Here is a 24,244-nt window from a genome sequence, read left to right as displayed (position 1 = left end):
GGCGCGGCCGTATCCGCCCGTACCGCCCGTGCCCGCGGGGTGATCGCCCGGCTACTGTCTGCCGCGCACGAATTCCCGTACGCGGAAGGAGCCCGCCTCCGTGGCGTCCCATCGACGGTCCTCACCGCCCGGCCCCGCCCACGGGGCCCGGCTCACCGTCCTCTCCGCGGCAGCCGCCGCCACGGCCGCCGCACTCGGTGCCGTCCCGGCGGGCGCCGCGCCCGGCGAACCCACGACCCCCCGGTCGGCCCGCGCAGGCGTCGACCGGCTGCTGGCCGACGCCGAACGCGCCACCGAGGACTTCAACCTGGCCGAAGAACGGGCCGGGAAGCTGCGGCAGCGCACCAGAGCCGCCCAGGACGCCCTGGCCCGCGGCCAGGAGCGGGTCAACCGGATGCGCGGCGCCCTCGGCGCGGTCGCGGGCGCCCAGTACCGCTTCGGCGGCACCGACCCGGCCCTGATGCTGCTGCTCTCCTCCGACCCCGACACCTTCCTCCGCCGGGCCGAGGTACTCGACCGGATCAGTGCCCGCCAGGCCGGCACCCTCAACGCCTATCTCCACGCCCAGCGCGAACTGGCCCAGCAGCGCGCCGAAGCCGTCCGCGACCTCGCCGAACTGGAACGCTCCCGGGCCGCCGTCGCCCGCCACAAACAGTCCGTCGAACGGAAACTCGCCGCGGCCCGAAGGGTCCTGAACACCCTCCCCGACGGCGAACGCGACCCCTACGCCCGCGCCTCCCGCTCCGCCCGCGGCCCGCTCCTCGCCCCCGGTGGCGCCGCACCCTCCGCCCGCGCCGCCGCCGCCGTCGACGCGGCCCGCAGCGCCGTGGGCCGGCCCTACATCTGGGGCGCCAACGGGCCCTCCGGCTTCGACTGTTCCGGCCTCACCCAGTGGTCCTACGCCCAGGCGGGCGTCGGACTGCCCCGTACCTCACAGGCCCAGCGGTACGCCGGACAGCGGGTACCGCTCTCCCAGGCCCGCCCCGGCGACCTCGTCGCCTACCGCGACGACGCCAGCCACATCGGCATGTACGTCGGCAACGGACAGGTCGTCCACGCCCCTTACCCCGGCGCCGCCGTCCGCTACGACCCGGTCGGCATGATGCCCGTCTCTTCGGTCACCCGGGTCTGAACATCCGGCCACCGGGCCGCGCGTTCCGTACGATCAGCCGCGTGGCGGTGCACGGAAGGCCGGACCGGACCCCTGGGGACCGGCCGAGCGGACGGAACGAACAGCCGGGGCGGCGACGGGCCCTGGCACTCTCCCTCGCCCTGGTGGCGGGCGGGTCGACGGGCTGCGCCCCGGACTCACGGGCGTCCGCGCATACCGTCGACTCCGTCCAGGAGACCCTCAACGCGCGGGCGGCCGCCCTGCTCAACCGGGACGAGCAGGGCTACCTCGCCGTACTCGCCGGCGAACAGACCGAACTGCGGGCCGCCGAACGGAAGGTCTTCCGCAATCTGGCGCACGTCCCCATCGGCTCCTGGGCCTACCGGCTCGGGGCGGTACGGCGGGACGGTCCCAAGGTCTATGCCGAGGCCGAACTCAACTACCGGGTACGCGGCTACGACACCGCACCCGTCGTCGTCCCCCGCCGGCTCGAACTGGGCCTCCGCGACAGCCGCTGGTTCCTGACCGCGGACCGGCCCGGCGACGGCGCCGCCGAGCAGCTCTGGCAGCAGGGCGCCGTCACCGTCGTCCGGGGCCGCAGCTCGCTGGTCCTCGCCGTCGGCCGGCCCGTCGACCGGCTGCGGGCCCTGGCGGACGCGGTCGACCGTACGGTGCCCGCCGTCTCCCGGGCCTGGCGCGGCCCGTGGCCCGGCCGCGTCGTGATCATGGTCCCGGGGTCCCTGGAGGCCATGGGCGGCCTGCTGGGCACACCCCCGGCCGTCTACCAGGGCATCGCGGCCGTGACCACCGGCGAGACCGGCACCTCGGCCGCCGTTCCCGCGGACCGGGTGATCGTGAACCCCGTCGCCTACGACAGCCTCGGCGACATCGGCCGGAGCGTGGTCCTCGCCCATGAGACCACCCATGTCGCCACCCGCAGCGCGACCTCCGCCGCCACCCCGATGTGGCTCTCCGAAGGCTTCGCCGACTGGGTCGCCTACCGGGACACCCCCCGGACCACCGGCCAGAACGCCCCCGAACTCCACCGCTCCGTCCAGCAGGGCGAACTCCCCGCCACCCTCCCCGCCGACCACGACTTCTCCTTCGGCGGCGACCAGGCCACCCTGTCCCGGGCCTACGAAGGCGGCTGGCTGGCCTGCGAGCTGATCGCCGCCCGATGGGGCGAGGAAACCCTCGTACGGTTCTACCGGCAGATCGGCGCCGGCCGCGAACGGACCGCCGCCGTCACCAAGGCCATGCACCAGCTCCTCGGCATCGGCCCCGAGGAGTTCACCGCACGCTGGCGCGGCTATCTGCGGGACCGGCTGGCATGACGGCCGCCGCGGTGCCGGTATCCGCCGGACCGGCCACGGCCGCCGTTTCCGCGACAGCGCGCCACAGCTCCCGGCAGGCCGTCAGCGCCGCTGCCACCAGCAGAGCGTTGCGGACCAGGATCAGCGCCACCCCCACCGGGCGGCTCGCCACCACCTGGTCGAAGAAGAGCGGAAATTCCAGCACCGTCACCGCGGTCGCCGCCAGCACCAGAACGGCGGGCAGCACCATCCGCGCCGGACGGCGCAGCAGACAGACGGCCGCCAGGCCGACCAGCCACAGCAGATACTGCGGGCTGATCACCCGGCTCGTGGTGGTGAACAGCAGCACCGCCGTGAACGCGGCATCCGGCACCGCACCGGGTACCGCCCCGAGCCCGGCACCCCCCGCCGCCGTCGCCGCACGCAGCCGCCACAGCACCAGCCAGCCCAGCGCCACCGCCGCCAGCCCCAGAGCGGCCCCGGAGACCAGCGGGACGTACGGCCCGAGGAACTCCAGCGAACCGTAGTGCAGCAGCACCTGCCCCTCCCAGTCGCCCGCCAGCCGCCAGACGTGGAACACCAGCGCCCCCAGCGACTCCACCTCCGTACCCCGGTCCCGCTGATGGGTCAGGAAACCGTAAGCGCCCGGCACCGCGAGCGCCGCCACCAGCACCGCCGCAGCCGTCACCGCGGCCGCCCACCACACCCGGGCCCGGACCACCCCCGTCAGCAGCAGCACCGGCCACACCTTCACCAGCGCACCCAACGCCACCAGAGCACCCATCAGCCGGGGCCGCCGCACCCCCGCCAGCAGCGCCCCCACCGCCACCGCGGTCACCATCAGGTCGTAGCGGGCGTACGCGGTCGGACCCAGCAACGGCACCCCCGCCACCCACACCCACACCCCCCGCACCGAACCCCCCGGACGCCGGGCCGCACCCAGCAGCAGAACCAGCACCACCGCATCGCACAACAGCGCCAGGACGAAGAACGCGGCCGCGTACTCCAGAAAGGGCAGCACCGAGGGCGAGAGGATCACGAGCGCAGCCGCCGGCGGATACTGCCAGGTCACGTCGCCGACCGGGAACACACCGGTACGCAGCACCTCGTACCAGCCCCGGTAGATCACCGAGACGTCCGAAGTGACGTCCGGGCCGGGCACGGTCACCAGCCCGAACACACACATCAGCAGACCGGCCCGGGTCAGCAGCCACCCGGCGGCGATCGCGCCGAAGGCCCGCCCGGTGCACCCCGTGACGCCGCTGCGCCGCCCGTCGGTCATGGCCGCCCCTTCTCCCGGCAGATGCCACGCCCGCCCCCGGGGCGGCCGCACCCCGCACATGATGCAACCGCCCGGCACGCCGGACCGTGAGGCAGGGCCGGACGGACCCCGGCCGGGTGTGCGGGAGCCGGTACGGCCCCGATTGGTACTGTCGGCCCACGATGCACAAGACCCTGATCGTGACCAACGACTTTCCCCCGCGGCCCGGTGGCATCCAGGCGTTCCTGCACAATATGGCCCTGCGACTCGACCCCGACCGGCTCGTCGTCTACGCCTCCACCTGGAAGCGGGGCCGCGAAGGAGCCGAAGCGACCGCCGCTTTCGACGCGGAGCAGCCGTTCACCGTGGTACGGGACCGTACGACGATGCTGCTGCCCACCCCCCGCGTCACCGCCCGCGCCGGCGCGCTCCTGCGGCAACACGGCTGCACCTCGGTCTGGTTCGGGGCGGCCGCCCCCCTCGGACTGATGGGCCCCGCCCTGCGCCGAGCCGGAGCCGACCGGATCGTCGCCACCTCCCACGGCCACGAAGCGGGCTGGGCACAGCTGCCCGCCGCCCGGCACCTGCTGCGCCGGATCGGCGAAGGCACCGACACGATCACCTATCTGGGCGAGTACACCCGCTCCCGGATCGCCGCCGCGCTCACCCCCGCGGCCGCCGCACGCATGGTCCAGCTCCCGCCCGGGGTCGACGAGAAGACCTTCCACCCCGGCTCCGGCGGCGCGGCCGTACGGGAACGGCTCGGCCTCACCGACCGGCCCGTCGTGGTCTGTGTGTCCCGGCTCGTACCCCGCAAGGGCCAGGACACCCTGATCCGGGCACTGCCGCGGATCCTCGCGCGGATCCCCGGCACCGTCCTCCTGATCGTCGGCGGCGGACCGTACGAGAACGACCTGCGGCGACTCGCCGAGAGCACGGGCGTCGCCGCATCCGTACGCTTCACCGGCGCCGTCCCCTGGGACCAGCTCCCCGCCCACTACGGCGCGGGCGACGTCTTCGCCATGCCCTGCCGGACCCGGCGCGGCGGCCTGGACGTCGAGGGGCTCGGCATCGTCTACCTGGAGGCGTCCGCGACCGGCCTTCCCGTCGTCGCGGGCGACTCGGGCGGCGCGCCGGACGCGGTACTGAACGGCGAGACCGGCTGGGTGGTGCGCGGCGGCACCGACGAGGCGGCGGTGGCGGAGTCGGCCGAGCGGATCGTGACCCTGCTGGCGGACGAGGAGCTGCGGCGGCGCATGGGCGACAGGGGCCGCCGGTGGGTCGAGGAGAAGTGGCGCTGGGACCTTCTGGCGACGAGGCTCCGGGAACTGCTCTAGCGGTCCCCGGGGGGTGGGGGTGCCCCCGGTGACCGGTGCGGTCGCGCGTCACGGGAGGAGGGTTCCCACCCTGGTGGAGTCGGCCCTGAGAGGAGCAGGGCGGGCAAGCGGGGGCGCGAGGGAACTGCGCGACCAGCCACCCTGCGGCCCGCGCCCGGACACGCAACACCAGCCACCGGCGGCGCGGCCCCGCACCCTCGGCCCCGCACCCCGGCCCCTCAGCGGGCGGCGCCCCCGCGGGCGGCGTCCCCGTAAAGGGATTCGATCTCCTCCGCGAAGTCCTTCGCCACCACGCTCCGCTTCAGCTTCAGCGACGGCGTCAAATGCCCGGCCTCCTCAGTGAACTGCGCCCCCAGCAGCCGGAACTTCCGTACCGACTCCGCCTTGGACACCGCCGCGTTGCCGTCGTCGACCGCACGCTGGATCTCCGCCAGCAGCTCGGGATCGTCGCGCAGCGACTCCGCGGTCGACCCGGCGGGCTTGCCGCGGCCCGCGGCCCAGCGGCCCAGGAACTCCTCGTCGAGGGTGATGAGCGCGCCCACGAACGGCCGGCCGTCGCCGACGACCATGCATTCGGCGATCAGGGCGTGCGCCCGGATCCGGTCCTCGATGACCGCCGGGGCGACGTTCTTGCCGCCCGCGGTCACCAGGATCTCCTTCTTCCGGCCGGTGATGGAGAGATAGCCGTCCTCGTCGAGGGCGCCGATGTCACCGGTGTGGAACCAGCCGTCGCGAAGGGCTTCCGCGGTCGCCGCCTCGTTGTTCCAGTAGCCCTCGAAGAGGTGCTCGCCGTGGAGCAGGACCTCGCCGTCGTCCGCGATCCGTACCACCGTGCCCGGCAGCGGCTGGCCGACCGTGCCGATCTTCTGCCGGTCCCAGGGGTTGAAGGCGGTCGCCGCACAGGACTCGGTGAGCCCGTAGCCCTCCAGGACGGTGAAGCCGATACCGCGGAAGAAGTGCCCGAGGCGTTCGCCGAGGGGCGCGCCGCCCGAGATCGCGTACTCGCCGCGGCCGCCGAGCACCGCCCGGAGCTTGCGGTAGACGAGCCTGTCGAAGACGGCGTGCTGGAGACGGAGCCCCAGGGAGGGGCCCTGCGGGCCGTCCAGCGCCTTGCTGTAGGCGATGGCGGTCAGGGCCGCCCGGTCGAAGATCCTTCCCTTGCCGTCGGCCTGGGCCTTCGCGCGCGCCCCGTTGTAGACCTTCTCGAAGACCCGCGGTACGCCGAGGATCACGGTGGGCCGGAAGGCGGCCAGATCGTCGGTGAGGGTCTTGATGTCGGGGAGGGTGCCGAGTCTGATGGGTGCCATGACCGCGGCCAGTTCGGTCATCCGCCCGAAGACGTGCGCTGCGGGCAGGAAGAGCAGCACGGAGCTTTCGCCGGTCCGGAAGAGCGGTTTGAGGCGCTCCACGATATTGCCGCATTCGGCGAAGAACGCCCGGTGGGTGAGGACGCAGCCCCGCGGCCGCCCGGTGGTGCCCGAGGTGTAGACGATGGTCGCCACGTCGTCGGCCTTGAGGCTGCCGCCGCGCTCGTCGACGGTCGCGTCGGAGATCTCCGCGCCCGCCGCGGTCAGCTCGTCGACGGCGCCTTCGTCGATACGCCAGACGGAGCGCAGCTTCGGCAGGCCGTCCCGGACGGAGGCGACGGCAGCGGCGTGCGTGGCGCTCTCGACGGCGATGGCGACCGCTCCGGAGTCGGAGAGGATCCACGCGATCTGCTCGGCCGAGCTGGTCTCGTACACGGGCACGGACACCGCGCCCGCGCTCCAGATCGCGAAGTCGAGCAGAACCCATTCGTAGCGGGTGCGGGACATCAGGGCCACCCGGTCGCCGGGGCCGATGCCGGAGGCGATCAGGCCCTTGGCGGCGGCGCGCACCTCGGCGAGGAACTGCCGGGCGGTGACATCGGTCCAGCCGCTGTCCGTCCGGCGGCCCATGACCGCGACATCGGGGTGCTGAGCGGCGTTGCGGTGGATGAGGTCCGTCAGGTTTCCGTCGGCGGGGACCTCGTACAGGGCCGGAAGGCTGAACTCGCGCAAGACTGCTGCTCCTCATCGGGCGCCGGCGCCACAGCCTCGTGGCGGGTGCACTGGGCTGCCCGGACGTTACCCACCGGTAGTCCGTTCCGGGTAGGGGGTTCCGGCCAGATGTTCTGTGCGTCACACCCGCCGACACCGGCGTACCGCAGATCCACAAGACACGACCGGGTCCCACGGTAGTCGACGGTTGCCGGAACCCGGAAGAACGGCCGGTCCGCCGCGCGGGCCAGGCGCGCGCCGGGCGCACAGGGCTAGGGTTGATCACCGGGGCCGGACGGAGCGGCGGGAGGGCGTACGGGTGGGTACACGGGTCAATGTCGTCAGCGATGTGCACGGCAACGCGGCGGATCTCGCCGCCGCGGGCGCCGGCGCCGATGCCCTGATCTGCCTGGGCGACCTCGTGCTCTTCCTCGACTACCACGACCATTCGCGGGGGATCTTCCCCGATCTTTTCGGCGTCGAGAACGCCGGTCTGATCGTCTCCCTGCGCACCGCCCGCCGCTATGAGGAGGCCCGTGACCTGGCCCGGAGGCTCTGGGCCGAACGGGACCCCGGCGGCGGGGGCCGGGATGCGCTGATCGAGGACGCAGTCCGCCGCCAGTACGCGGAGCTGTTCGCGGCCTTCCCCGCCCCGACGTACGCCACCTACGGAAACGTCGACATCCCGGGGCTCTGGCCCGAGTACGCCCGCCCCGGTGTCACCGTCCTCGACGGCGAGCGGACCGAGATCGGCGGTCTGGTCTTCGGTTTCGTCGGCGGCGGGCTGAGCACGCCGCAGCGCACGCCGTACGAGATCTCCGACGAGGAGTACGCGGCGAAGGTCGAGGCCCTCGGCGAGGTCGACGTGCTCTGCTCGCACATCCCGCCCGAGGTGCCGGAGCTGACCTACGACACGGTCGCCCGCCGCTTCGAGCGCGGCAGTACGGCGCTGCTGGACGCGATCCACCGGGTACGGCCCCGGTACGCGCTCTTCGGCCATGTCCACCAGCCGCTGGTGTCCCGGATGCGGGTCGGCGCGACCGAGTGCGTCAACGTCGGGCACTTCGCGTCGACCGGGCGGCCGTGGACGCTGGAGTGGTGACCCGGGCGGTACGGTCCCCGGGCTCGCCGGCCCTGGTGTGATCGTCCGGGGTGTGGACCGGGTGCCTCCCCGGTCGCGATAGCCTGCACACCACATATTCACCCCTTCACCCCGGGACGTGCGGCGTCCGTCCGCGTCCGGGCCGGGTACCGCACTGTGAGGAGCCGCGGCGATGGCGGAACACACCAGCTCGAACATCATCATCGACGCGGCGCCCGCCGAAGTCATGGCGGTGATCGCGGACTTCGACCGCTACCCCGAGTGGACCGGAGAGGTGAAGCTGGCCGAGGTCGTCTCCCGGGACACCGAGGGACGGGCCGAGGAGGTCCGGCTGGTCCTGGACGCCGGGGCCATCAAGGACGACCACACCCTCGCGTACACCTGGGGCGGTCCCGACCAGGTGAGCTGGACCCTGGTGAAATCGCAGATGCTGCGGGCCATCGACGGCTCGTACACCCTGCGCCCGGTGGACGGCGGCGACCGTACCGAGGTCACCTACCGGCTCACGGTCGACGTCAAGATCCCCATGCTCGGCATGATCAAGCGCAAGGCCGAGAAGGTCATCATCGACCGGGCCCTCGACGGGCTGAAGAAGCGCGTCGAGAGCGGACCCGCGGTCTGATGCGGACGGTCCTCGTCACCGGGCTCGGCGGCGCGGGCCGTACCACCGTCGCGGCGGCGACCGCGCTGGCCGCCGCCCGCGCGGGCCGTCGCACCCTGCTGCTCTCGCCCGAGCCGGGCGAGGCCCTGGCGGCCGTTCTCGGACTGGAGGCGCCGCCGTCCGCCGACCCTGCGGAGCCGGTGGCGGTCGCCCCCGGACTGTGGGTGGCGCGGATCGACGCGGCTGCCGACTTCCGTACCGAATTCCTCGCCTTCCAGGAGCGGGCCGGGGCGGCCCTGGAACTGCTCGGGGCGGCCCCGCTCGCCGGGGAAGAGCTGACGGAACTCCCGGGCAGTGAACAGTTCGCCCTGCTCAGGGCAGTCGCCCGGCATACCCGCGGGGATCCGGCACCCGATCTCGTCGTGGTCGATCTGCCGCCGCTCGCCGAGGCCGTCGCCCTGCTCGCCCTGCCCGGACAGCTGCGCCGTTATCTCCGCAGGCTGCTGCCCGCGGAGCGGCAGGCGGCCCGCGCCCTGCGGCCCGTACTGGCCCAGCTCGCCGGAGTTCCGATGCCCGCGCAGTGGCTCTACGACACCGCCGCGGGCTGGGACCGCGATCTGGCCGCGGTGGAGGAGCTGCTCGCCGCCCCCGGGACCGGTCTGCTGCTGGTCGCGGAGCCGTCCCCGGCGGCCACCGACGCCCTGCGGGCCGCCCGGCCGGGGCTGGCGCTCCACGGGCTGCGGGTCGGGATGCTGGTCGCCAACCGCCTGCTGCCCGCTCACTCCGCCGACCCCTGGCTGGCGGGCCTCACCGCCGAGCAGAACAAATGCCTCGATGAATGGGGTGAATGGGATGAGTGGGGCGAAGTGCACGGACTGCAGCATCTGGGGCGCGAGCCGCGTGGCGCCGACGATCTGGCCCGGCTGCCCGTGCCCCTGCCCGTGTCGGCTCCGGGCGACGCCACGGCGCTCCGCCCCGGCCCCTCGGGCGACGGGGTCGAGGACCGGCGGGCCGAGGACGGGATCCTCACCTGGGCCATCCCCCTGCCCGGTGCCACGAAGGACCGGCTCGGCCTGGTGCGGCGCGGCCGTGAACTCGTGCTCACCGTGGGCCCGTTCCGCAGGATCGTTCCGCTGCCGTCCGTGCTCCGCCGCTGTACGGTGACCGGCGCCGGACTCTCCGACGGCGTGCTCACCGTCCGCTTCACCCCGGATCCCGGGCTCTGGCCCGAGCGGGACTGAACGCTTCCCACGGGGTCGGGTACCGTCGAAGGAGACCACCCGACGCGCCTGTGCAGGAGTACGAGATGAGCGATGCCACCGGACGTCCCGCCGACGCCGACGTGACCGCCGACCCCTGGGGCGATGCCTGCGCCGAGGACTTGGAGGCGGAGAAGGCGCGCCGCCGCGCGGAGTACGGGACCCCGCCCGGTACGGCCGCCGACGAGCTGCGCAAACTGTTCGGTGCCGTTGCCGACAAGGTCACCGAATTCCAGTCCTCGCTGCCGGGGGCGGCCGCGCAGAGCGCCGTCCAGCAGTTCGTGAACCAGGCGAAGGCGGCGGTGGAGCCGGTTATCGAGCGCAACCCCCAGGTCTTCGACCACCTCGCCGCCGCCGGGGGCGAACTGCTCGCGGCCTACCGCTCCGCCGTCCAGGACCAGGAGCACCGCTGGACCCGTGGCGCGACCGCGGAGAAGCCGGCGGACACCTCCCGCGCCGACGCCCGCGACCGTGACAAGCACGACGACCGCAACGACCGTGGCGACGACGGCCCGGCGGCCGGCGAGAAGATCGACCTCGACGACTGAACCACCCGGTGACCGCCCCGGTCGCGGGCCGGTCCCGATCGGTGCCCCGGTGATCACAACCGGCCGGAAACCGTCCCCGCTCCGGTACGGTTGCCCCCGTCCGGGCCCGAACCGATCGCAGGGACAACAGGGATCATGGCACTCACCATCGGCGTTGACATCGGCGGAACGAAGATCGCGGCGGGAGTGGTCGACGAAGAGGGCACCATCCTCGAAACCCACACCGTTCCCACCCCGCCGACGGCCGACGGCATCATCGACGCGATCTGCACCGCCGTCGACGGAGCGCGGACGAGCACCGGTGGGGAGATCGCGGCCGTCGGTATCGGTGCCGCGGGCTATGTCGACGACAAACGCGCCACGGTTATCTTCGCGCCCAATATCGACTGGCGCCACGAACCGCTCAAGGACAAGGTCGAGCAGCGCGTCGGACTGCCCGTCGTGGTGGAGAACGACGCCAACGCGGCGGCCTGGGGCGAGTACCGCTTCGGCGCCGGACAGGGTCATCACGACGTCATCGTCATCACCCTCGGCACCGGCCTCGGCGGCGGCATCATCATGGGCAACAAGCTCCGCCGCGGACGCTTCGGCGTGGCCGCCGAGTTCGGGCATGTCCGGGTCGTACCGGACGGTCTGCTCTGCGGCTGCGGCAGCCAGGGCTGCTGGGAGCAGTACGCCTCGGGGCGCGCCCTGGTCCGCTACGCCCGCCAGCGGGCGGCCGCGGCACCGGAGCGGGCGGCGGTCCTCCTCGGCCTCGGCGACGGTACGGTCGACGGCATCCAGGGGCAGCACATCAGCGCGGCCGCGCGCCGGGGCGACACCGTCGCCGTCGACTCCTTCCGGGAGCTGGCCCGCTGGGTGGGGGCGGGGCTCGCGGATCTCGCGTCCCTCTTCGACCCGTCGGCGTTCATCATCGGCGGCGGCGTCTCCGACGAGGGCGAACTCGTCCTCGACCCGGTCCGCAAATCCTTCCGCCGCTGGCTGGTCGGCTCCCAGTGGCGCCCCCACGCCCAGGTCCTCGCGGCCGAACTGGGCAACCGCGCGGGCCTGGTGGGCGCGGCGGACCTGGCCCGCCAGGGCTGAGCCCGTATCCGGAAAGCAGCGCCGTCCGCCCGCAGGGCGCGCCCTGCGGCCGGGGGACCCCCACCGGCGAAGCCAGGGGGCCGTTTCCCTGGTACCCCCACCCGCGCCCGAAGGAGACAGGGGGAGAGCGTGCGGGCCGGGCGTCGCGGGCCGGGCGGGACCGTGTGGACACGGCCGGGGCCGGCTCACGGCCTCCGGCGGCCGGACCCGGCGACGGACCGGCCGGTCGGGACGAGCGGAGAAGGAGCCCCGGAGAAGGAGCCCCGGTGGAGAGCCGCACCCCCTGCGGCCCCGCAGTTGCCAGAATGGGCGCATGTCGATCAGCGCGATGCCCAACTCCCGTACGAATCCCGACGGATCCGTTGTCGTCCGGGCGCTCAGCTACAACGTCCGCTCCCTCAGGGACGACGAGGACGCCCTGGTCCGGGTGATCCGTGCCTGCGCCCCCGACCTGGTGTTCATCCAGGAGGCGCCGCGGTTCTTCCGCTGGCGCAAGCACGCCGCCCGGCTGGCGTCGAAAACGGATCTCGTGGTCCTGTCCGGCGGTGCCACCGCCGCCGGACCGCTGCTGCTCTGCTCGCTGCGGGCGACCGTGGACCGCACCGAGGACATTCTGCTGCCGCTCACCCGGGGGCAGCACCGCCGGGGTTTCGCGACCGCGGTCGTACGCTTCGGCGGCTCCGCCCCGCTCGGCGTGGTGAGCTGCCATCTCAGCCTGCACCCCCGGGAGCGGTTCGCCCAGGCGGGGATGCTGCTGGACCGGCTCGCGGCACTCGGTACGGCGTACACCGTCGCCGCGGGCGACATCAACGAGGAACCGGACGGGGCGGGCTTCCGCCGGCTCGCCGCCGGTCACCAGGACGGCTGGGCGGTCGCGCCCTGGGGCGGTGAGCACACCTTCCCCCAGAGCGCGCCGCGCAAGCGGATCGACGCCTTCTTCGCCGGCCCGGGCGTCGAGGTGCTGGCCTGCGGAGTGCCGTCCCGGCTGCCGGGAGTGGCCGAGGCGGACCTGCGCACGGCCACCGACCATCTGCCGGTCCTGGCCGCGCTCCGCGTCCCCGCCGCGGCCGCGGGCTGAGGCGGCCCGGCCCCCGGCGGGGCGGTCGGGCCGGTCGCCGTCAGACCACCGCGCCCCGCCCCGGGTCGTCCTCCTCGTCGTCACCGTCCGCCATCCGGGCCACCAGCGTCGCGAAGCCGCCGAGGAAGCCGCCCACCGAGAGCGTGGTCAGCCACCACGTCATCTCCCACTGGAGCAGCACGGCGATCAGCATCAGCACCGGCCCGCCGACCACTGCCAGCCAGGCGAACTTCGCCGTGACATCGGCCTCCGGCAGCGGCGGCGGCTCCGGCGGAACGAAATGGCCCTCGTCGCTCTCGTCGAGATCGTCGTCCCTGGCCTCGGCGACCGCATAGTCCCGCGGGCCCGCGCCGCCGACCCCCGGGGCGAAGACGACGGAACTCCCCAGCCGGGGTACGTCCCCGGGCCCGGCGGCCCCGTCCTCACCGGCGGCCCCGTCCTTCTTCCGGTCCGGACCCTCAGGATCCGGACCGCCGGGGTCCGGGCTCTCCGCGGCCGGACCACGCCCCGGCGCGGGCACCGGCTTCTCGTTGACCGGGGCCTCCAGCGCCGCGAGGTCCTCCACCGATTTGAACGGTTTGGCCCCCGGCGGATCCGGCGGCTCCTCCCCGTACCCCGCGACGATCGCCGCCCAGGCGGCCTCCTCGTCGATGGGCTGCGGTTCGCGGTCCGCGTCGTGTTGCTCAGCCACCAGTCGAGCTCCCCTCCGTCTGCTCCTGCGAAGCGAGCCGGCCGATGAACGCGTAACTCCTGTCGAAAATCTGCTCCGCGTCATGGTCCAACGTCGCGACGTGGTAGCTCTGTTCCAGCACCACCTCGGTGACGTCCGTCGACGAGACCCGGCTCAGGATCCGGGCCGAATCCGCCGGGGCGACCACATGGTCCACCCGGCTGTGGAGCAGCAGCAGCGGCTGGGTGACCTGCGGCAGCTCGCCGTCGACCAGCCCGGTGAAGCGCAGCAGGGAGTGCGCGGCGCGCAGCGGCACCTTGTCGTACCCCACCTCCAGCACCCCCGGCTTCGCGATATCGCTGGCGACACCCGGACCCGCCGGGACGATATGCCGCAGCACCGGCAGCAGCGCCGGCCGGAGCCCGTGCAGCCGGTTGAGCGGATTGACCAGCACGATGCCCCGGACCGCATCGCCGTGCCGGGCCGCCAGCCGCAGGGTCAGCGCCCCGCCCATGGAGAGCCCGAAGACGAAGACCGTGGAGCAGCGGGCGGTCAGCTCCCGCAGCTCGCGGTCCACCTCCGCGTACCAGTCCTGCCAGCCCGTGAGCTGCATGTCCTGCCAGCGGGTCCCGTGTCCGGGCAGCAGCGGCAGGGAGACGGTGAGCCCGCGCTCCGCCAGATACTCGGCCCAGGGACGCAGGGACTGCGGGGAACCGGTGAAACCGTGACACAGCAGGACGCCGATCTCACCGCCCTCGTGGCGGTACGGCTCGGCTCCGGGGAGGACCGGCACCGGAATCTCCTTTCAGAGGGCGGGACCGCGGCGGAGCCGGCGGAGCGGCAGCGGCGGCCCCGGTCGCGGGGGTGGAGCACGGTGGCTCGGAAGGTGTACTTCACGGTACGCGACCCGACTGGCACCGACCAGGTCCGCCGCCCCGGTCGTCCGCCCGCCACCGGCCCCGGCACCGGCCCGCCGCCCGCCCGCCCCTCACCGGCCCCGGTGCGGGGAGACCGGACCCCCCTCGGGTTAAGGTCTGGACTACAGCAACAGGAGGCATTCGAGTTGATCTACGGCGCTATGAAGTTCTCCGTCGGCGGGGGGCTGAAGCTTGCCTTCAGACCCTGGGTGGAGGGACTGGAGAACGTACCCACCGAGGGGCCGGCGATCCTCGCAAGCAATCACCTCTCCTTCTCCGACTCCTTCTTCCTGCCCGCGGTGCTGGACCGGAAGGTCACGTTCATCGCCAAACAGGAGTACTTCACCTCCCCCGGAGTCAAGGGCAGGCTCACGGCCGCCTTCTTCAAGGGGGTCGGGCAGCTCCCGGTGGACCGCTCGGGCGCGCGCGGCGCGGGCGAGGCGGCCATCCAGGCCGGTATCAAGGTCATCGAGAACGGCGGCCTGTTCGGCATCTACCCCGAGGGCACCCGCTCCCCGGACGGCCGTCTCTACCGCGGCAAGTCCGGCGGACTGGCCCGGGTCGCACTCGCGACCGGCGCCCCGGTGATCCCCGTCGCCATGATCGACACCGAGAAGATCCAGCCACCGGGCAAGGTCGTCCCCAAGCTGATGCGCCCCGGGATCAGAATCGGCGCGCCGCTCGACTTCACCCGCTACCAGGGGCTGGAGAACGACCACTTCATCCGCCGGTCGCTGACCGACGAGGTGATGTACGAGATCATGAAGCTCTCCGGCCAGGAGTACGTCGACATCTACGCGACCGCCGCCAAACGGCAGCTCGCGGAGGAGAAGAAGGCCGCGGAGCAGAAGGCCGCGGAGCAGAAGGACGGGGAGAAGAAGGACGGGGACCGGGCGCAGGCCGCCTGATCCGCCGGGCCCGGCAGGCTCCGTACCGGGGGGTACGGACCGGCGTCCACGGGCGGGCAGCAGCAGGGAACACGGGGGAGCGGGGAGCATGGCCAAGCGCGAGCGGGTCGTACGGATGTCGGTCGAGCTGCCACTGTGGCGCGCCCTCGCGGGCTACCGCGTCCTGACGATGCTCTACGCCCTCCTGCTGCTGCCGCTCAACCCGGACAAGTTCGAACGCCCCTGGGTGGCTTACGCCTTCCTCGCCTTCCTGACGGTCTGGACGCTGGCCACCCTCCCGTACGTCCGCAACGCCGCCGCCTGCACCCGGGCCTTCCTCGCCGCCGATCTGACGATCGCCCTCACCGGCATCATGCTCACCCCGGTCGCCGATGCCGACGCCCAGCGCGTCGACGGTCCGACGCTGCCGTCGATATGGACCGCGGGCGCCGTCCTCGCCTTCGCCCTCAAGGGCGGCTGGCGGTGGGCCGGTCTCGCCTCCTCGCTGGTGGCCGTCGCCAATATGGTGCAGCGCGGCGAGCCCAGCGGGGACACCTTCCACAACGTCCTGCTGGTGTGGGTGGCGTCCATCGCCATCGGGTACGTCGTCGAGGTCGCCCGCGCCTCCGAACGCACCCTCGCCCGGGCCCTGGAGATCGAAGCGGCGACCCGGGAGCGGGAGCGGCTGGCCCGGGACATCCACGACGGTGTGCTCCAGGTCCTCGCGATGGTCCAGCGGCGCGGCACCGCGCTCGGCGGCGAGGCCGCGGAACTGGGCCGGATGGCGGGAGAGCAGGAAGTCGCCCTGCGCACCCTGGTCTCCAGCGGCCTGGTCCCGGCGAGCCGGGCCTCCGAAGACGCCTCCCAGGGCGCCCTGGTCCGCGCCTTCGACGAGGGTGCCCCGGCCGGCGGGCGCTCCGGGGACGGTGAGGAGCCCGGCGCGTGCGATCTGCGTTCGCTGCTCGCGCCCAGGACCGGGGCCCGGGTCACTCTCTCCGAGCCCGGCGCGCCCGTACTGCTCCCGGCGGCCGCGGCGACCGAGCTGGCGGCCGCTGTCGGTGCCGCGCTGGACAATGTGGAGCGCCATGCGGGAGCCGCCGCCCATGCGTGGATCCTGGTCGAGGACTGGCCGGACGAGGTGATCGTCACGGTCCGGGACGACGGGCCGGGCATCCCCGAGGGGCGGCTGGTCCAGGCCGAGGGGGAGGGCCGGCTGGGGGTCGCGCTCTCCATCCGCGGCAGGCTGCGGGAGCTGGGCGGCACCGCCGAGCTGATCTCGGTCCCGGGGCAGGGCACGGAAGTCGAGTTGAAGGTCCCGCGGACCGCGGGAACCTAGGGGGAAGGACGGAGCATGACGGAGCAGTCGCCGCAGCAGGGGGCGGTCCGGGTGATGGTCGTCGACGACCATCCGATGTGGCGGGATGCCGTCGCACGTGATCTGGCCGCGGCCGGTTTCGATATCGTCGCCACCGCGGGCGACGGTCAGCAGGCGGTCCGCCGGGCCCGGGCCGTGACGCCCGATGTCCTCGTCCTCGACCTGAACCTGCCGTTGAAACCGGGTGTCCAGGTCTGCAAGGAACTGGTGGCCGTGCTGTCCGGGCTGCGGGTGCTGGTGCTCTCCGCGAGCGGTGAGCACGCCGACGTACTGGAAGCGGTCAAATCGGGCGCCACGGGCTATCTGCTGAAGTCCGCGAGTGCGGAGGAACTGGCCGACGCGGTCCGGCGCACGGCCGAGGGCGATCCGGTCTTCACCCCGGGACTGGCCGGTCTGGTCCTCGGCGAGTACCGCCGGCTGGCCACCGACCCGGCCCCCGCCGCCGGTCCGGGCGACAGCAAGGCCCCCCGGCTCACCGAACGCGAGACCGAGGTGCTCCGGCTGGTCGCCAAGGGGCTGTCGTACAAGCAGATCGCCGAGCGGCTGGTGATCTCCCACCGCACCGTGCAGAACCACGTCCAGAACACCCTTGGCAAGCTCCAGCTCCACAACCGCGTCGAGCTGGTCCGGTACGCGATAGAGCAGGGCATCGACATACCCGACGACCCGGACGACCCCGACGACCGCGCCGATTCGGCCCGCCCGGCGGGCTGACCGCCGGAGGCCGGGCCCGGAACCCCGCGGTCCGCAGCCGCGCGGGGCACGGCAGGCGGCCCGGCCCCCGGCACCGGGCCGGAAACCCGCCGCGGCCCCCGCTGCGGCGGCCCGTCCGGCCCCGCGGAGGGGTACCAGGACCCGGACCGAGCCCCTCCCCTCGTACGGGTGAAATACCGCCCAAAGGCCGGCGAAAGCCTCCCGGCCCGCAACCCCGGCGCACCCCGCTGACCAGCGCCTCGACCGCCGCGTACCGCAGGGGGATTGACCCTCGCCGCCCACTCGTAGTGACCTGGATCACGATTAGCGTGACGGTCCTAGGGCTCATCTGGCGAAGGGATTTCTTCTCATGCGCGTCGGAGTACTGACCGGGGGCGGGGACTGCCCCGGCCTCAACGCCGTCATCCGCGCGGTCGTCCGCAAAGGCGTCCAGGAGTACGGGTACGAGTTCACCGGCTACCGCGACGGCTGGCGGGGACCGCTCGAAGACGACACCGTTCCGCTCGGCATCCCGGCCGTCCGGGGCATCCTGCCCCGCGGTGGCACCATCCTCGGTTCCTCGCGCACCAATCCGCTCAAGACCCCCGACGGCATCCGCCGTATCAAGGACAATCTGGCCAAGGCCGAAGTCGACGCACTGATCGCGATCGGCGGCGAGGACACCCTCGGCGTCGCCGCCCGGCTGCACGACGAGTACGGCGTCAAATGCGTCGGCGTTCCCAAGACCATCGACAACGACCTGTCGGCCACCGACTACACCTTCGGCTTCGACACCGCCGTCGGCATCGCGACCGAGGCGATCGACCGGCTGCACACCACCGCCGAATCCCATATGCGCGTCCTCGTCGTGGAGGTGATGGGACGGCACGCGGGCTGGATCGCCCTGCACTCGGGCCTGGCCGGCGGCGCCAATGTCATCCTCATCCCCGAACAGCGCTTCGACCTCGACCAGGTCTGCGCCTGGGTCACCTCCCGCTTCAAGGCCACCTACGCACCCATCGTGGTGGTCGCCGAAGGCGCCATGCCCAAGGACGGCGAGGTGGTCCTCAAGGACGAGACGCTCGACTCGTTCGGACACGTACGGCTGTCCGGCGTCGGCGAATGGCTGGCCAAGGAAATCGAGAAGCGCACCGGCAAGGAGGCCCGGACCACCGTGCTGGGCCATGTCCAGCGGGGCGGTACGCCCAGTGCGTACGACCGCTGGCTGGCGACCCGGTTCGGGCTGCACGCCATCGACGCCGTACGGGACGGCGACTTCGGCCTGATGGTCGCCCTCAAGGGGACGGACATCGTCCGCGTCCCGATCTCCGAGGCGACCGCGAAGTTGAAGACCGTCGACCCCGCACTCTACGAGGAGGTCGGGGTCTTCTTCGGCTGACGGCGCGAGAGCCGGACGGGGCCCGGGTGGCATGGGCGCCCGGCCCCGGTCCGCCGCGTGCCCGAAAGCCCGGCCGGTGGACCGGGTGCCGCCCCGGTGCGATTCGGATGTGCCTTCGGAAGCATGTCGACCCGGCCCCGGCCGGGTCCGTACCACAGTGCCGCCCGGCCGCCTCTTGCCGCTCGGGCCGGAGAAGCGCCGGGCGGGCACCCGCGGCCGATCGGCCACCTCGTGCAGTGCTCATGCAGTACGCGGACACCGTCCCCGGAGGGCGGGCACGGGCGGGGGACTCCGGCACCCCCGCCCGTGCCCGCAGGGCACAGGGGGGGACAGCGCGCCGTGCCGGGTGGGTCACGGGCGGCGGTCGGGTCCGCCGCCCCCACCGCCCGCTCCGCCCTTGCCCGTCCGGCCTCCGCTCCCCGCCGGAGGCGACCGGCGCGTCCGCCCCCGGCCCGCCGCCCGGGTTCGTATAGTCGCCCCGGAAGCGGCCCGCGCCCCCCATCACAGGACCCGGCGGCGGGCGGACAGGCGGACAGGCGGACGGGAGACACCGTATGGAGATCCTCGCCTTCGGCGTACAGGCGGACGAGAAGCCGCTGATCGAGAAGGCCTTCGCCGGACGGTTCCCGGTCCGCTGTCTGGAGGTCTTCCTCAACGCCGACACAGCCCCCATCGCGGCGGGCCACGAAGCCGTCTCCACCAGCGTCAACGCCGATCTCGACGCCGAAGTGCTGCGGATCCTGGCAGCCGGGGGCACCCGGATGATCGCCCAGCGCTCCACCGGCTTCAACAACATCGACCTCGCGGTCGCCGGGGAACTGGGCCTGACCGTCGCCCGGGTCGAGTCCTACTCCCCGTACTCCGTCGCCGAATTCGCCTGGACCCTGGCCACCGCCGTCAACCGCCGCATCGTCCGGGCCGCCGGCCGGACCCGGGACTTCGACTTCCGGCTCGACGGACTGCTGGGCCGCGACCTCCACGGCCGCACCGCGGGCGTCCTCGGCACCGGCCGGATCGGCGCCGCCTTCGCCCGGATCGCCCACGGCTTCGGCATGCGCCTGCTGGGCTGGGACATCGCGGAGAACCCGGACTGCACGGACCTCGGCATGACGTACACCGACAAGGAACGCCTCTTCGCCGAGGCCGATCTGATCAGCCTGCACGTCCCGCTGCTCCCCGCCACCCACCACATCGTCGACGCGGCGGCGCTCACCGCGATGAAGGACGACGCCGTCCTCGTCAACACCAGCCGCGGCGGTCTGATCGACACCGAGGCCCTCGTCGGAGAGCTGCGCCGGGGCCGGTTCGGCGGCGTCGGACTCGACGTCTACGAGGCCGAAGCCGGGCTCTTCTTCCTCGACAAATCCCTCGAAGCGGTCGCCGACGACACCCTCGCCCGGCTGATGACCTTCCCGAATGTGCTGGTCAGCTCACACCAGGCCTACTACACCGAGGACGCCGTCACCCAGATCGTCGAGACCACCGCACGGAACGTCTCCGACTGGGCGGCGGGCCGCCGGTCCGGGAACGTCCTCGTCCCGGCGGCCCCCGCCCCCTGAGTTCAGCCCCCGGCCAGCACCGACTCCCGCAGCAACCCGGCGACCAGCGCCGGACCGTCCATGGTCAGCACCGACTCCGGATGGAACTGGACCGAGGCGAAACCGGGCGCCCGCAGCGCATGCACCTCACCGCTCAGCGGATCCCGCGCCACCTCCACCGCCCGCCCCGCGAGCCGCCGGGCCGCGGCCCCGTCGCAGCGGGCCGTGAAACTGCTGTAGAAACCGACGGTCTCCGGCCGCCCGAAGAAGTCGATCCGCTCCTGCGCACCCTGGTAGGGCGCCGCCTTCCGGACCAGCGGAAGGCCCAGCTCCGCGGCGATCAGCTCATGCCCGAGACAGACCCCGAGGACCCCGTGCTCCCGGCCGGCCAGCAGCTCCCCGGCGAGCGCCCGCAGCAGCCGCATCTTCGGATCCGCGGTATCGCAGGGATCGCCGGGACCGGGGCCGAGCACCACCGGACCCCGGTGCGCGGCGACCGCCTCCCGCAGACCGGGCTCGTCGAACCGCCGTACCGACACATCGAGCCCCGTCGACCGCAGCAGATGGGCGAGCATCGCCGTGAACGTGTCCTCACCGTCCACCACCAGCGCATGCCCGTGCAGCTCACCGCCGCTGCCGCCGAGACCGGCCGGCCGCTCCTGGAGCCGCAGCCAGAACGGCGCCAGCGAAGCCCGGCGGGCGTCGAGCGCGGCCCTCACCCGGGGGTCGTCCGCGAGCCGCGGCCGCCCCGCATCCCCGGCGGACCGGCCGGGACGCACCCCCAGGGCCGCCAGCACACCCGACGCCTTGGCATGGGTCTCCGCGACCTCGTGCGCGGGCACCGACCCCCGTACCAGCGTCGCCCCCACCGGCACCCGGAGCCCGCCGTCCGGGCCGATATCGGCGGTACGGATCAGAATGGGCGAGTCCAGCGTCTGCGCGCCGCTGCCGTCCCGGCCGACCAGCGCCAGCGCACCTCCGTAGTAGCCCCGACCGCCCACCTCGTGGCGTTCGACGACCCGGCACGCGTTCTGCACCGGCGATCCGGTGACCGTGGCCGCGAACATGGTCTCCTTCAGCACCTCCCGTACATCCAGCGAGGAACGCCCCCGCAGCTCGTACTCGGTATGCGCCAGATACGCCATCTCCTTCAGCCGGGGCCCGACGACGACCCCGCCCCGGTCACCGACCGTGCACATCATCTTCAGCTCCTCGTCGACGACCATCGACAGCTCGTCGCGCTCCTTGGGATCGTCGAGGAAGCGCAGCAGGGCCTCGGCGTCCGGGCCGCCGGGCGGATAGCGGAAGGTGCCGCTGATCGGATTCATCACGACCGTGCCGCCGCTCATCCGGACGTGCACCTCGGGGCTGGCGCCGACCAGCGTCCGGCCGCCCCTCCCGGTGTGCACCACGAACGTCCAGTACGCGCCCCGCTCACCCGCCAGCAGCCGGCGGAACAGCGCCAGCGCGTCGGCCCGCCCGAAACCCGGGATGGTGCCGGTGTACGTCCTGCGGATCACGAAGTTCGCGCCTTCGCCGCCGCCGATCTCCTGATCGACGACCCGGGCGACGATATCGGCGTACTCCTCGTCCGGGGTGTCGAAGGCACCGCCCTCGACCCGGACCGCACGGTCCGGCAGCGCGTCGAGAACCTCGGCGAGCGGCAGCTCGTACAGCTCGTCGGCGATCAGGACGCTCAGCGGTGTGCCGTCGTCACGGACGTCGAAACCGCGCTCCCGGATCTGCCGGAACGGCACCAGGGCGAGCGCCGGACGGTCGGTGAAGACGGGCAGCTCACCGAGAGTCCCGCAATCGAGGACCGGTCCCGTGAGGACCTCGACCGTGTCGTGGCCGAGGCCGGGGGTGCGCCTGCGGAGCAGGGCGAAGGGGCGGTCGCCGGAGAGCAGACCGGAGATCACTCCGGCCGCGGACGGCGCGGCCGTCGGCGCGGGTGCGACGGGTGGGGCGGGTGGTGCGGTGGTGGACATCCGGGTTCCTTCCGGCGGGGCTCGGACGGCGGTGCGCCGTCGGCTCGGGAAGCCGCGGGGGAGAGGGCCGGCCGGGGTCCGCGGAGTGCGGACGGCGAAAAACACGAAGGCCGCCCCTCGGGCGGCCTGGTCGTCTGCTTCGCTGCGTCTGCTGGGAACGCGCAGTCAGTGGGCCGCCGGATGAGCGGTCCACCACCACTGGGTGCGGTGCTGCGTCGTGTTCATGGCGCGAACTGTAGCGCACGGCCGGAGGCGTACGGCGGCCCTTCCGGCCGCGCCGGGCCGGGGCGCCGCGCCCCCGTGCGGTGCCCGCGGCTCCGGCCGGAAGCCGACCATGGGCCGTGGGACCACGGTGATCAGGGGAAACACTGAAACGCCTGTAAACGACTGAGGCCCGGTGTGATTTATGTGACGGAATGCTGGACCGTACGTCTCATTGGGTGGGCGGGGACCGAGCGCGCCACGCCGACCCCGTACTGTTGGCGCTGTGACCGTGAACGCTAAGACCACCACGTCCGGTGGCAACACCTGGCGAGACCTGCCCGCGGCGCAGCAGCCCGAGTACCCGGATGCCGAGGCTCTGCGCGATGTGATCGCCGAGCTCGAAAGCTATCCGCCGCTCGTCTTCGCGGGCGAGTGCGACCAGCTCCGGGCGCGTATGGGCGCCGTCGCCAGGGGCGAGGCGTTCCTCCTCCAGGGCGGTGACTGCGCCGAGGCGTTCGACGCCGTCTCCGCGGACCATATCCGGGCCAAGCTGAAGACGCTGCTCCAGATGAGCGCCGTGCTGACGTACGCCGCGTCCGTCCCGGTCGTGAAGGTCGGCCGGATCGCCGGCCAGTACTCCAAGCCGCGCTCCAAGCCCACCGAGACCCGCGACGGCGTCACGCTGCCGACCTACCGCGGCGACTCCGTCAACGGCTTCGCGTTCACCGAGGCCGAGCGGGTCCCGGACCCCGAGCGGCTGAAGCGGATGTACCACGCGTCCGCCTCGACGCTGAACCTGGTCCGCGCCTTCACCACCGGCGGCTACGCCGATCTCCGGCAGGTCCACGCCTGGAACCAGGACTTCGTGAAGTCGTCCCCCTCCGGCCAGCGCTACGAGCAGCTCGCCCGGGAGATCGACAACGCGCTGAACTTCATGAAGGCGTGCGGGACCGACCCGGCCGAGTTCCGCGCGGTGGAGTTCTTCGCCTCCCACGAGGCGCTGCTCCTCGACTACGAGGGCGCCCTGACCCGTACCGACTCCCGGACCGGGCACCTCTACGACACCTCCGGCCATATGGTGTGGATCGGTGAGCGCACCCGCCAGCTCGACGGGGCGCATATCGAGTTCGCCTCCCGGATCCGCAACCCGATCGGCATCAAGCTGGGCCCGACGACCACGGTCGACGAGGCGCTGACCTACATCGACCGGCTGGACCCGGACCGCGAGCCCGGCCGGCTGACCTTCATCGTCCGGATGGGCGCCGACAAGGTCCGCGACAAGCTGCCCGAGCTGGTCGAGAAGGTCACCGCGTCCGGTGCCACCGTCGCCTGGGTGACCGACCCGATGCACGGAAACACCTTCGAGGCGGCCTCCGGTCACAAGACCCGCCGCTTCGACGATGTGCTCGACGAGGTCAAGGGCTTCTTCGAGGTCCACAAGGGGCTCGGTACGCACCCCGGCGGCATCCATGTCGAGCTGACCGGCGACGATGTCACCGAGTGCGTGGGCGGCGGCGACGAGATCTTCGTCGACGACCTCCACCAGCGCTACGAGACGGCCTGTGACCCGCGGCTCAACCGCAGCCAGTCCCTCGACCTGGCGTTCCTGGTCGCGGAGATGTACCGGGACCAGTGACCGGCACCCGGTGACGGTCCGGTGACCGGCTGTCCGCCGCGTTCTCCGAGGGCTTCTCGGGCGCTCTCCGCAGGACAGTTCTCCGTACGGCAGTGGGGGGGGGGGGGGGGGTTGCCCCCCCCCCCCCCCCGGGGTACCCCCCCCCCCCCCCCCGGGCGGGTGGGTGTTGGGCCCCGCGGGGAACGGGGGGTTTTGGGGGGAAAGGGGCGACCCCCCCCGGGGCGGG

The 24,244-nt window shown here is 73.1% G+C and carries 20 protein-coding genes; 15 read left to right on the top strand and 5 right to left on the bottom strand.

The window, feature by feature from the left end; genetic code table 11:
* Window positions 1-100: 100 nt before the first annotated feature.
* Complete coding sequence (locus tag ACIQ9E_RS19495) at window positions 101-1,132, top strand: NlpC/P60 family protein (RefSeq protein ID WP_403708588.1); 1,032 nt, start codon at window positions 101-103, stop codon at window positions 1,130-1,132.
* A 41-nt stretch (window positions 1,133-1,173) separates the two neighbouring features.
* Window positions 1,174-2,445 (top strand): hypothetical protein, encoded by a 1,272-nt coding sequence (locus ACIQ9E_RS19490; RefSeq protein ID WP_403708586.1) that lies wholly within the window; start codon window positions 1,174-1,176, stop codon window positions 2,443-2,445.
* Here the strand turns inward: ACIQ9E_RS19490 and ACIQ9E_RS19485 are convergent.
* A complete protein-coding gene (locus ACIQ9E_RS19485; RefSeq protein WP_403708584.1) occupies window positions 2,402-3,706 on the bottom strand; it encodes a glycosyltransferase 87 family protein in 1,305 nt (434 codons plus the stop codon). The genes ACIQ9E_RS19490 and ACIQ9E_RS19485 overlap by 44 nt on opposite strands.
* A 161-nt stretch (window positions 3,707-3,867) precedes the next feature.
* Here ACIQ9E_RS19485 and ACIQ9E_RS19480 point away from each other — a divergent pair, with 161 nt between their 5' ends.
* Window positions 3,868-5,022, top strand: a complete 1,155-nt coding sequence (locus ACIQ9E_RS19480) for a glycosyltransferase family 4 protein (protein WP_403708582.1) — start codon at window positions 3,868-3,870, stop codon at window positions 5,020-5,022.
* Between the two features lie 218 nt (window positions 5,023-5,240).
* Here the strand turns inward: ACIQ9E_RS19480 and ACIQ9E_RS19475 are convergent, their stop codons facing one another.
* Window positions 5,241-7,061 (bottom strand): AMP-dependent synthetase/ligase, encoded by a 1,821-nt coding sequence (locus ACIQ9E_RS19475; protein ID WP_403708580.1) that lies wholly within the window; start codon window positions 7,059-7,061, stop codon window positions 5,241-5,243.
* Window positions 7,062-7,359: 298 nt separating this feature from the next.
* On the opposite strand from ACIQ9E_RS19475, the gene ACIQ9E_RS19470 reads away from it, so the two are divergent.
* From ACIQ9E_RS19470 to ACIQ9E_RS19445, 6 genes are all read left to right on the top strand, one after another.
* Window positions 7,360-8,142 carry a metallophosphoesterase gene (locus tag ACIQ9E_RS19470; protein WP_403708578.1) on the top strand — a complete coding sequence of 261 codons (783 nt, stop codon included), beginning with the start codon at window positions 7,360-7,362 and terminating at the stop codon, window positions 8,140-8,142.
* A gap of 172 nt (window positions 8,143-8,314) precedes the next feature.
* On the top strand, window positions 8,315-8,764 hold the full coding sequence (locus ACIQ9E_RS19465; protein WP_403708576.1) for an SRPBCC family protein: 450 nt from the start codon (window positions 8,315-8,317) through the stop codon (window positions 8,762-8,764).
* A complete protein-coding gene (locus ACIQ9E_RS19460) occupies window positions 8,764-9,984 on the top strand; it encodes an ArsA-related P-loop ATPase (protein ID WP_403708574.1) in 1,221 nt (406 codons plus the stop codon). Before ACIQ9E_RS19465 ends, ACIQ9E_RS19460 begins: the two co-directional genes overlap by 1 nt.
* A gap of 65 nt (window positions 9,985-10,049) precedes the next feature.
* Entirely contained in the window at window positions 10,050-10,550 is a 501-nt protein-coding gene (locus tag ACIQ9E_RS19455; protein ID WP_403708572.1) for a DUF5304 domain-containing protein, read from the top strand.
* 135 nt (window positions 10,551-10,685) lie between these two features.
* Complete coding sequence (locus ACIQ9E_RS19450) at window positions 10,686-11,633, top strand: ROK family glucokinase (RefSeq protein WP_403708570.1); 948 nt, start codon at window positions 10,686-10,688, stop codon at window positions 11,631-11,633.
* A 313-nt stretch (window positions 11,634-11,946) separates the two neighbouring features.
* Window positions 11,947-12,711, top strand: a complete 765-nt coding sequence (locus tag ACIQ9E_RS19445) for an endonuclease/exonuclease/phosphatase family protein (protein WP_403708568.1) — start codon at window positions 11,947-11,949, stop codon at window positions 12,709-12,711.
* Window positions 12,712-12,751: 40 nt separating this feature from the next.
* Here ACIQ9E_RS19445 and ACIQ9E_RS19440 read toward each other — a convergent pair whose 3' ends face one another.
* Both ACIQ9E_RS19440 and ACIQ9E_RS19435 read right to left on the bottom strand, forming a co-directional pair.
* A complete protein-coding gene (locus tag ACIQ9E_RS19440; protein WP_403708566.1) occupies window positions 12,752-13,402 on the bottom strand; it encodes a hypothetical protein in 651 nt (216 codons plus the stop codon).
* The gene (locus tag ACIQ9E_RS19435) at window positions 13,395-14,174 is read right to left on the bottom strand and encodes an alpha/beta hydrolase (RefSeq protein WP_403708564.1); all 780 of its coding nucleotides are present in this window, start codon (window positions 14,172-14,174) and stop codon (window positions 13,395-13,397) included. Before ACIQ9E_RS19435 ends, ACIQ9E_RS19440 begins: the two co-directional genes overlap by 8 nt.
* 270 nt (window positions 14,175-14,444) lie before the next feature.
* Between ACIQ9E_RS19435 and ACIQ9E_RS19430 the strand changes: the two genes are divergently transcribed.
* The 5 genes from ACIQ9E_RS19430 to ACIQ9E_RS19410 all read left to right on the top strand — a co-directional run bounded on the left by ACIQ9E_RS19430 (window position 14,445) and on the right by ACIQ9E_RS19410 (window position 20,211).
* Window positions 14,445-15,206 (top strand): lysophospholipid acyltransferase family protein, encoded by a 762-nt coding sequence (locus ACIQ9E_RS19430; RefSeq protein WP_403708562.1) that lies wholly within the window; start codon window positions 14,445-14,447, stop codon window positions 15,204-15,206.
* Between the two features lie 88 nt (window positions 15,207-15,294).
* On the top strand, window positions 15,295-16,521 hold the full coding sequence (gene macS, locus ACIQ9E_RS19425; protein ID WP_403708560.1) for a MacS family sensor histidine kinase: 1,227 nt from the start codon (window positions 15,295-15,297) through the stop codon (window positions 16,519-16,521).
* A gap of 15 nt (window positions 16,522-16,536) precedes the next feature.
* A complete protein-coding gene (locus tag ACIQ9E_RS19420; protein WP_403708558.1) occupies window positions 16,537-17,274 on the top strand; it encodes a response regulator in 738 nt (245 codons plus the stop codon).
* Window positions 17,275-17,623: 349 nt separating this feature from the next.
* Window positions 17,624-18,652 (top strand): 6-phosphofructokinase, encoded by a 1,029-nt coding sequence (locus tag ACIQ9E_RS19415; RefSeq protein ID WP_403708556.1) that lies wholly within the window; start codon window positions 17,624-17,626, stop codon window positions 18,650-18,652.
* Between the two features lie 554 nt (window positions 18,653-19,206).
* Window positions 19,207-20,211, top strand: coding sequence for a 2-hydroxyacid dehydrogenase (locus ACIQ9E_RS19410; protein ID WP_403708554.1), 1,005 nt, complete (start codon window positions 19,207-19,209; stop codon window positions 20,209-20,211).
* Window positions 20,212-20,213: 2 nt separating this feature from the next.
* Here the strand turns inward: ACIQ9E_RS19410 and ACIQ9E_RS19405 are convergent, their stop codons facing one another.
* Window positions 20,214-22,178, bottom strand: a complete 1,965-nt coding sequence (locus tag ACIQ9E_RS19405; RefSeq protein WP_403708552.1) for an anthranilate synthase family protein — start codon at window positions 22,176-22,178, stop codon at window positions 20,214-20,216.
* Window positions 22,179-22,665: 487 nt separating this feature from the next.
* Here ACIQ9E_RS19405 and ACIQ9E_RS19400 point away from each other — a divergent pair, with 487 nt between their 5' ends.
* Entirely contained in the window at window positions 22,666-24,018 is a 1,353-nt protein-coding gene (locus tag ACIQ9E_RS19400) for a class II 3-deoxy-7-phosphoheptulonate synthase (RefSeq protein WP_366257771.1), read from the top strand.
* Window positions 24,019-24,244 lie beyond the last annotated feature (226 nt).

Source organism: Streptomyces sp. NPDC094448, from assembly GCF_044763775.1.
Taxonomy (GTDB): Bacteria; Actinomycetota; Actinomycetes; order Streptomycetales; family Streptomycetaceae; genus Streptomyces.
Note: the sequence above shows the minus strand (reverse complement) of the source record. Positions and strands in the feature narration are given on the sequence as shown.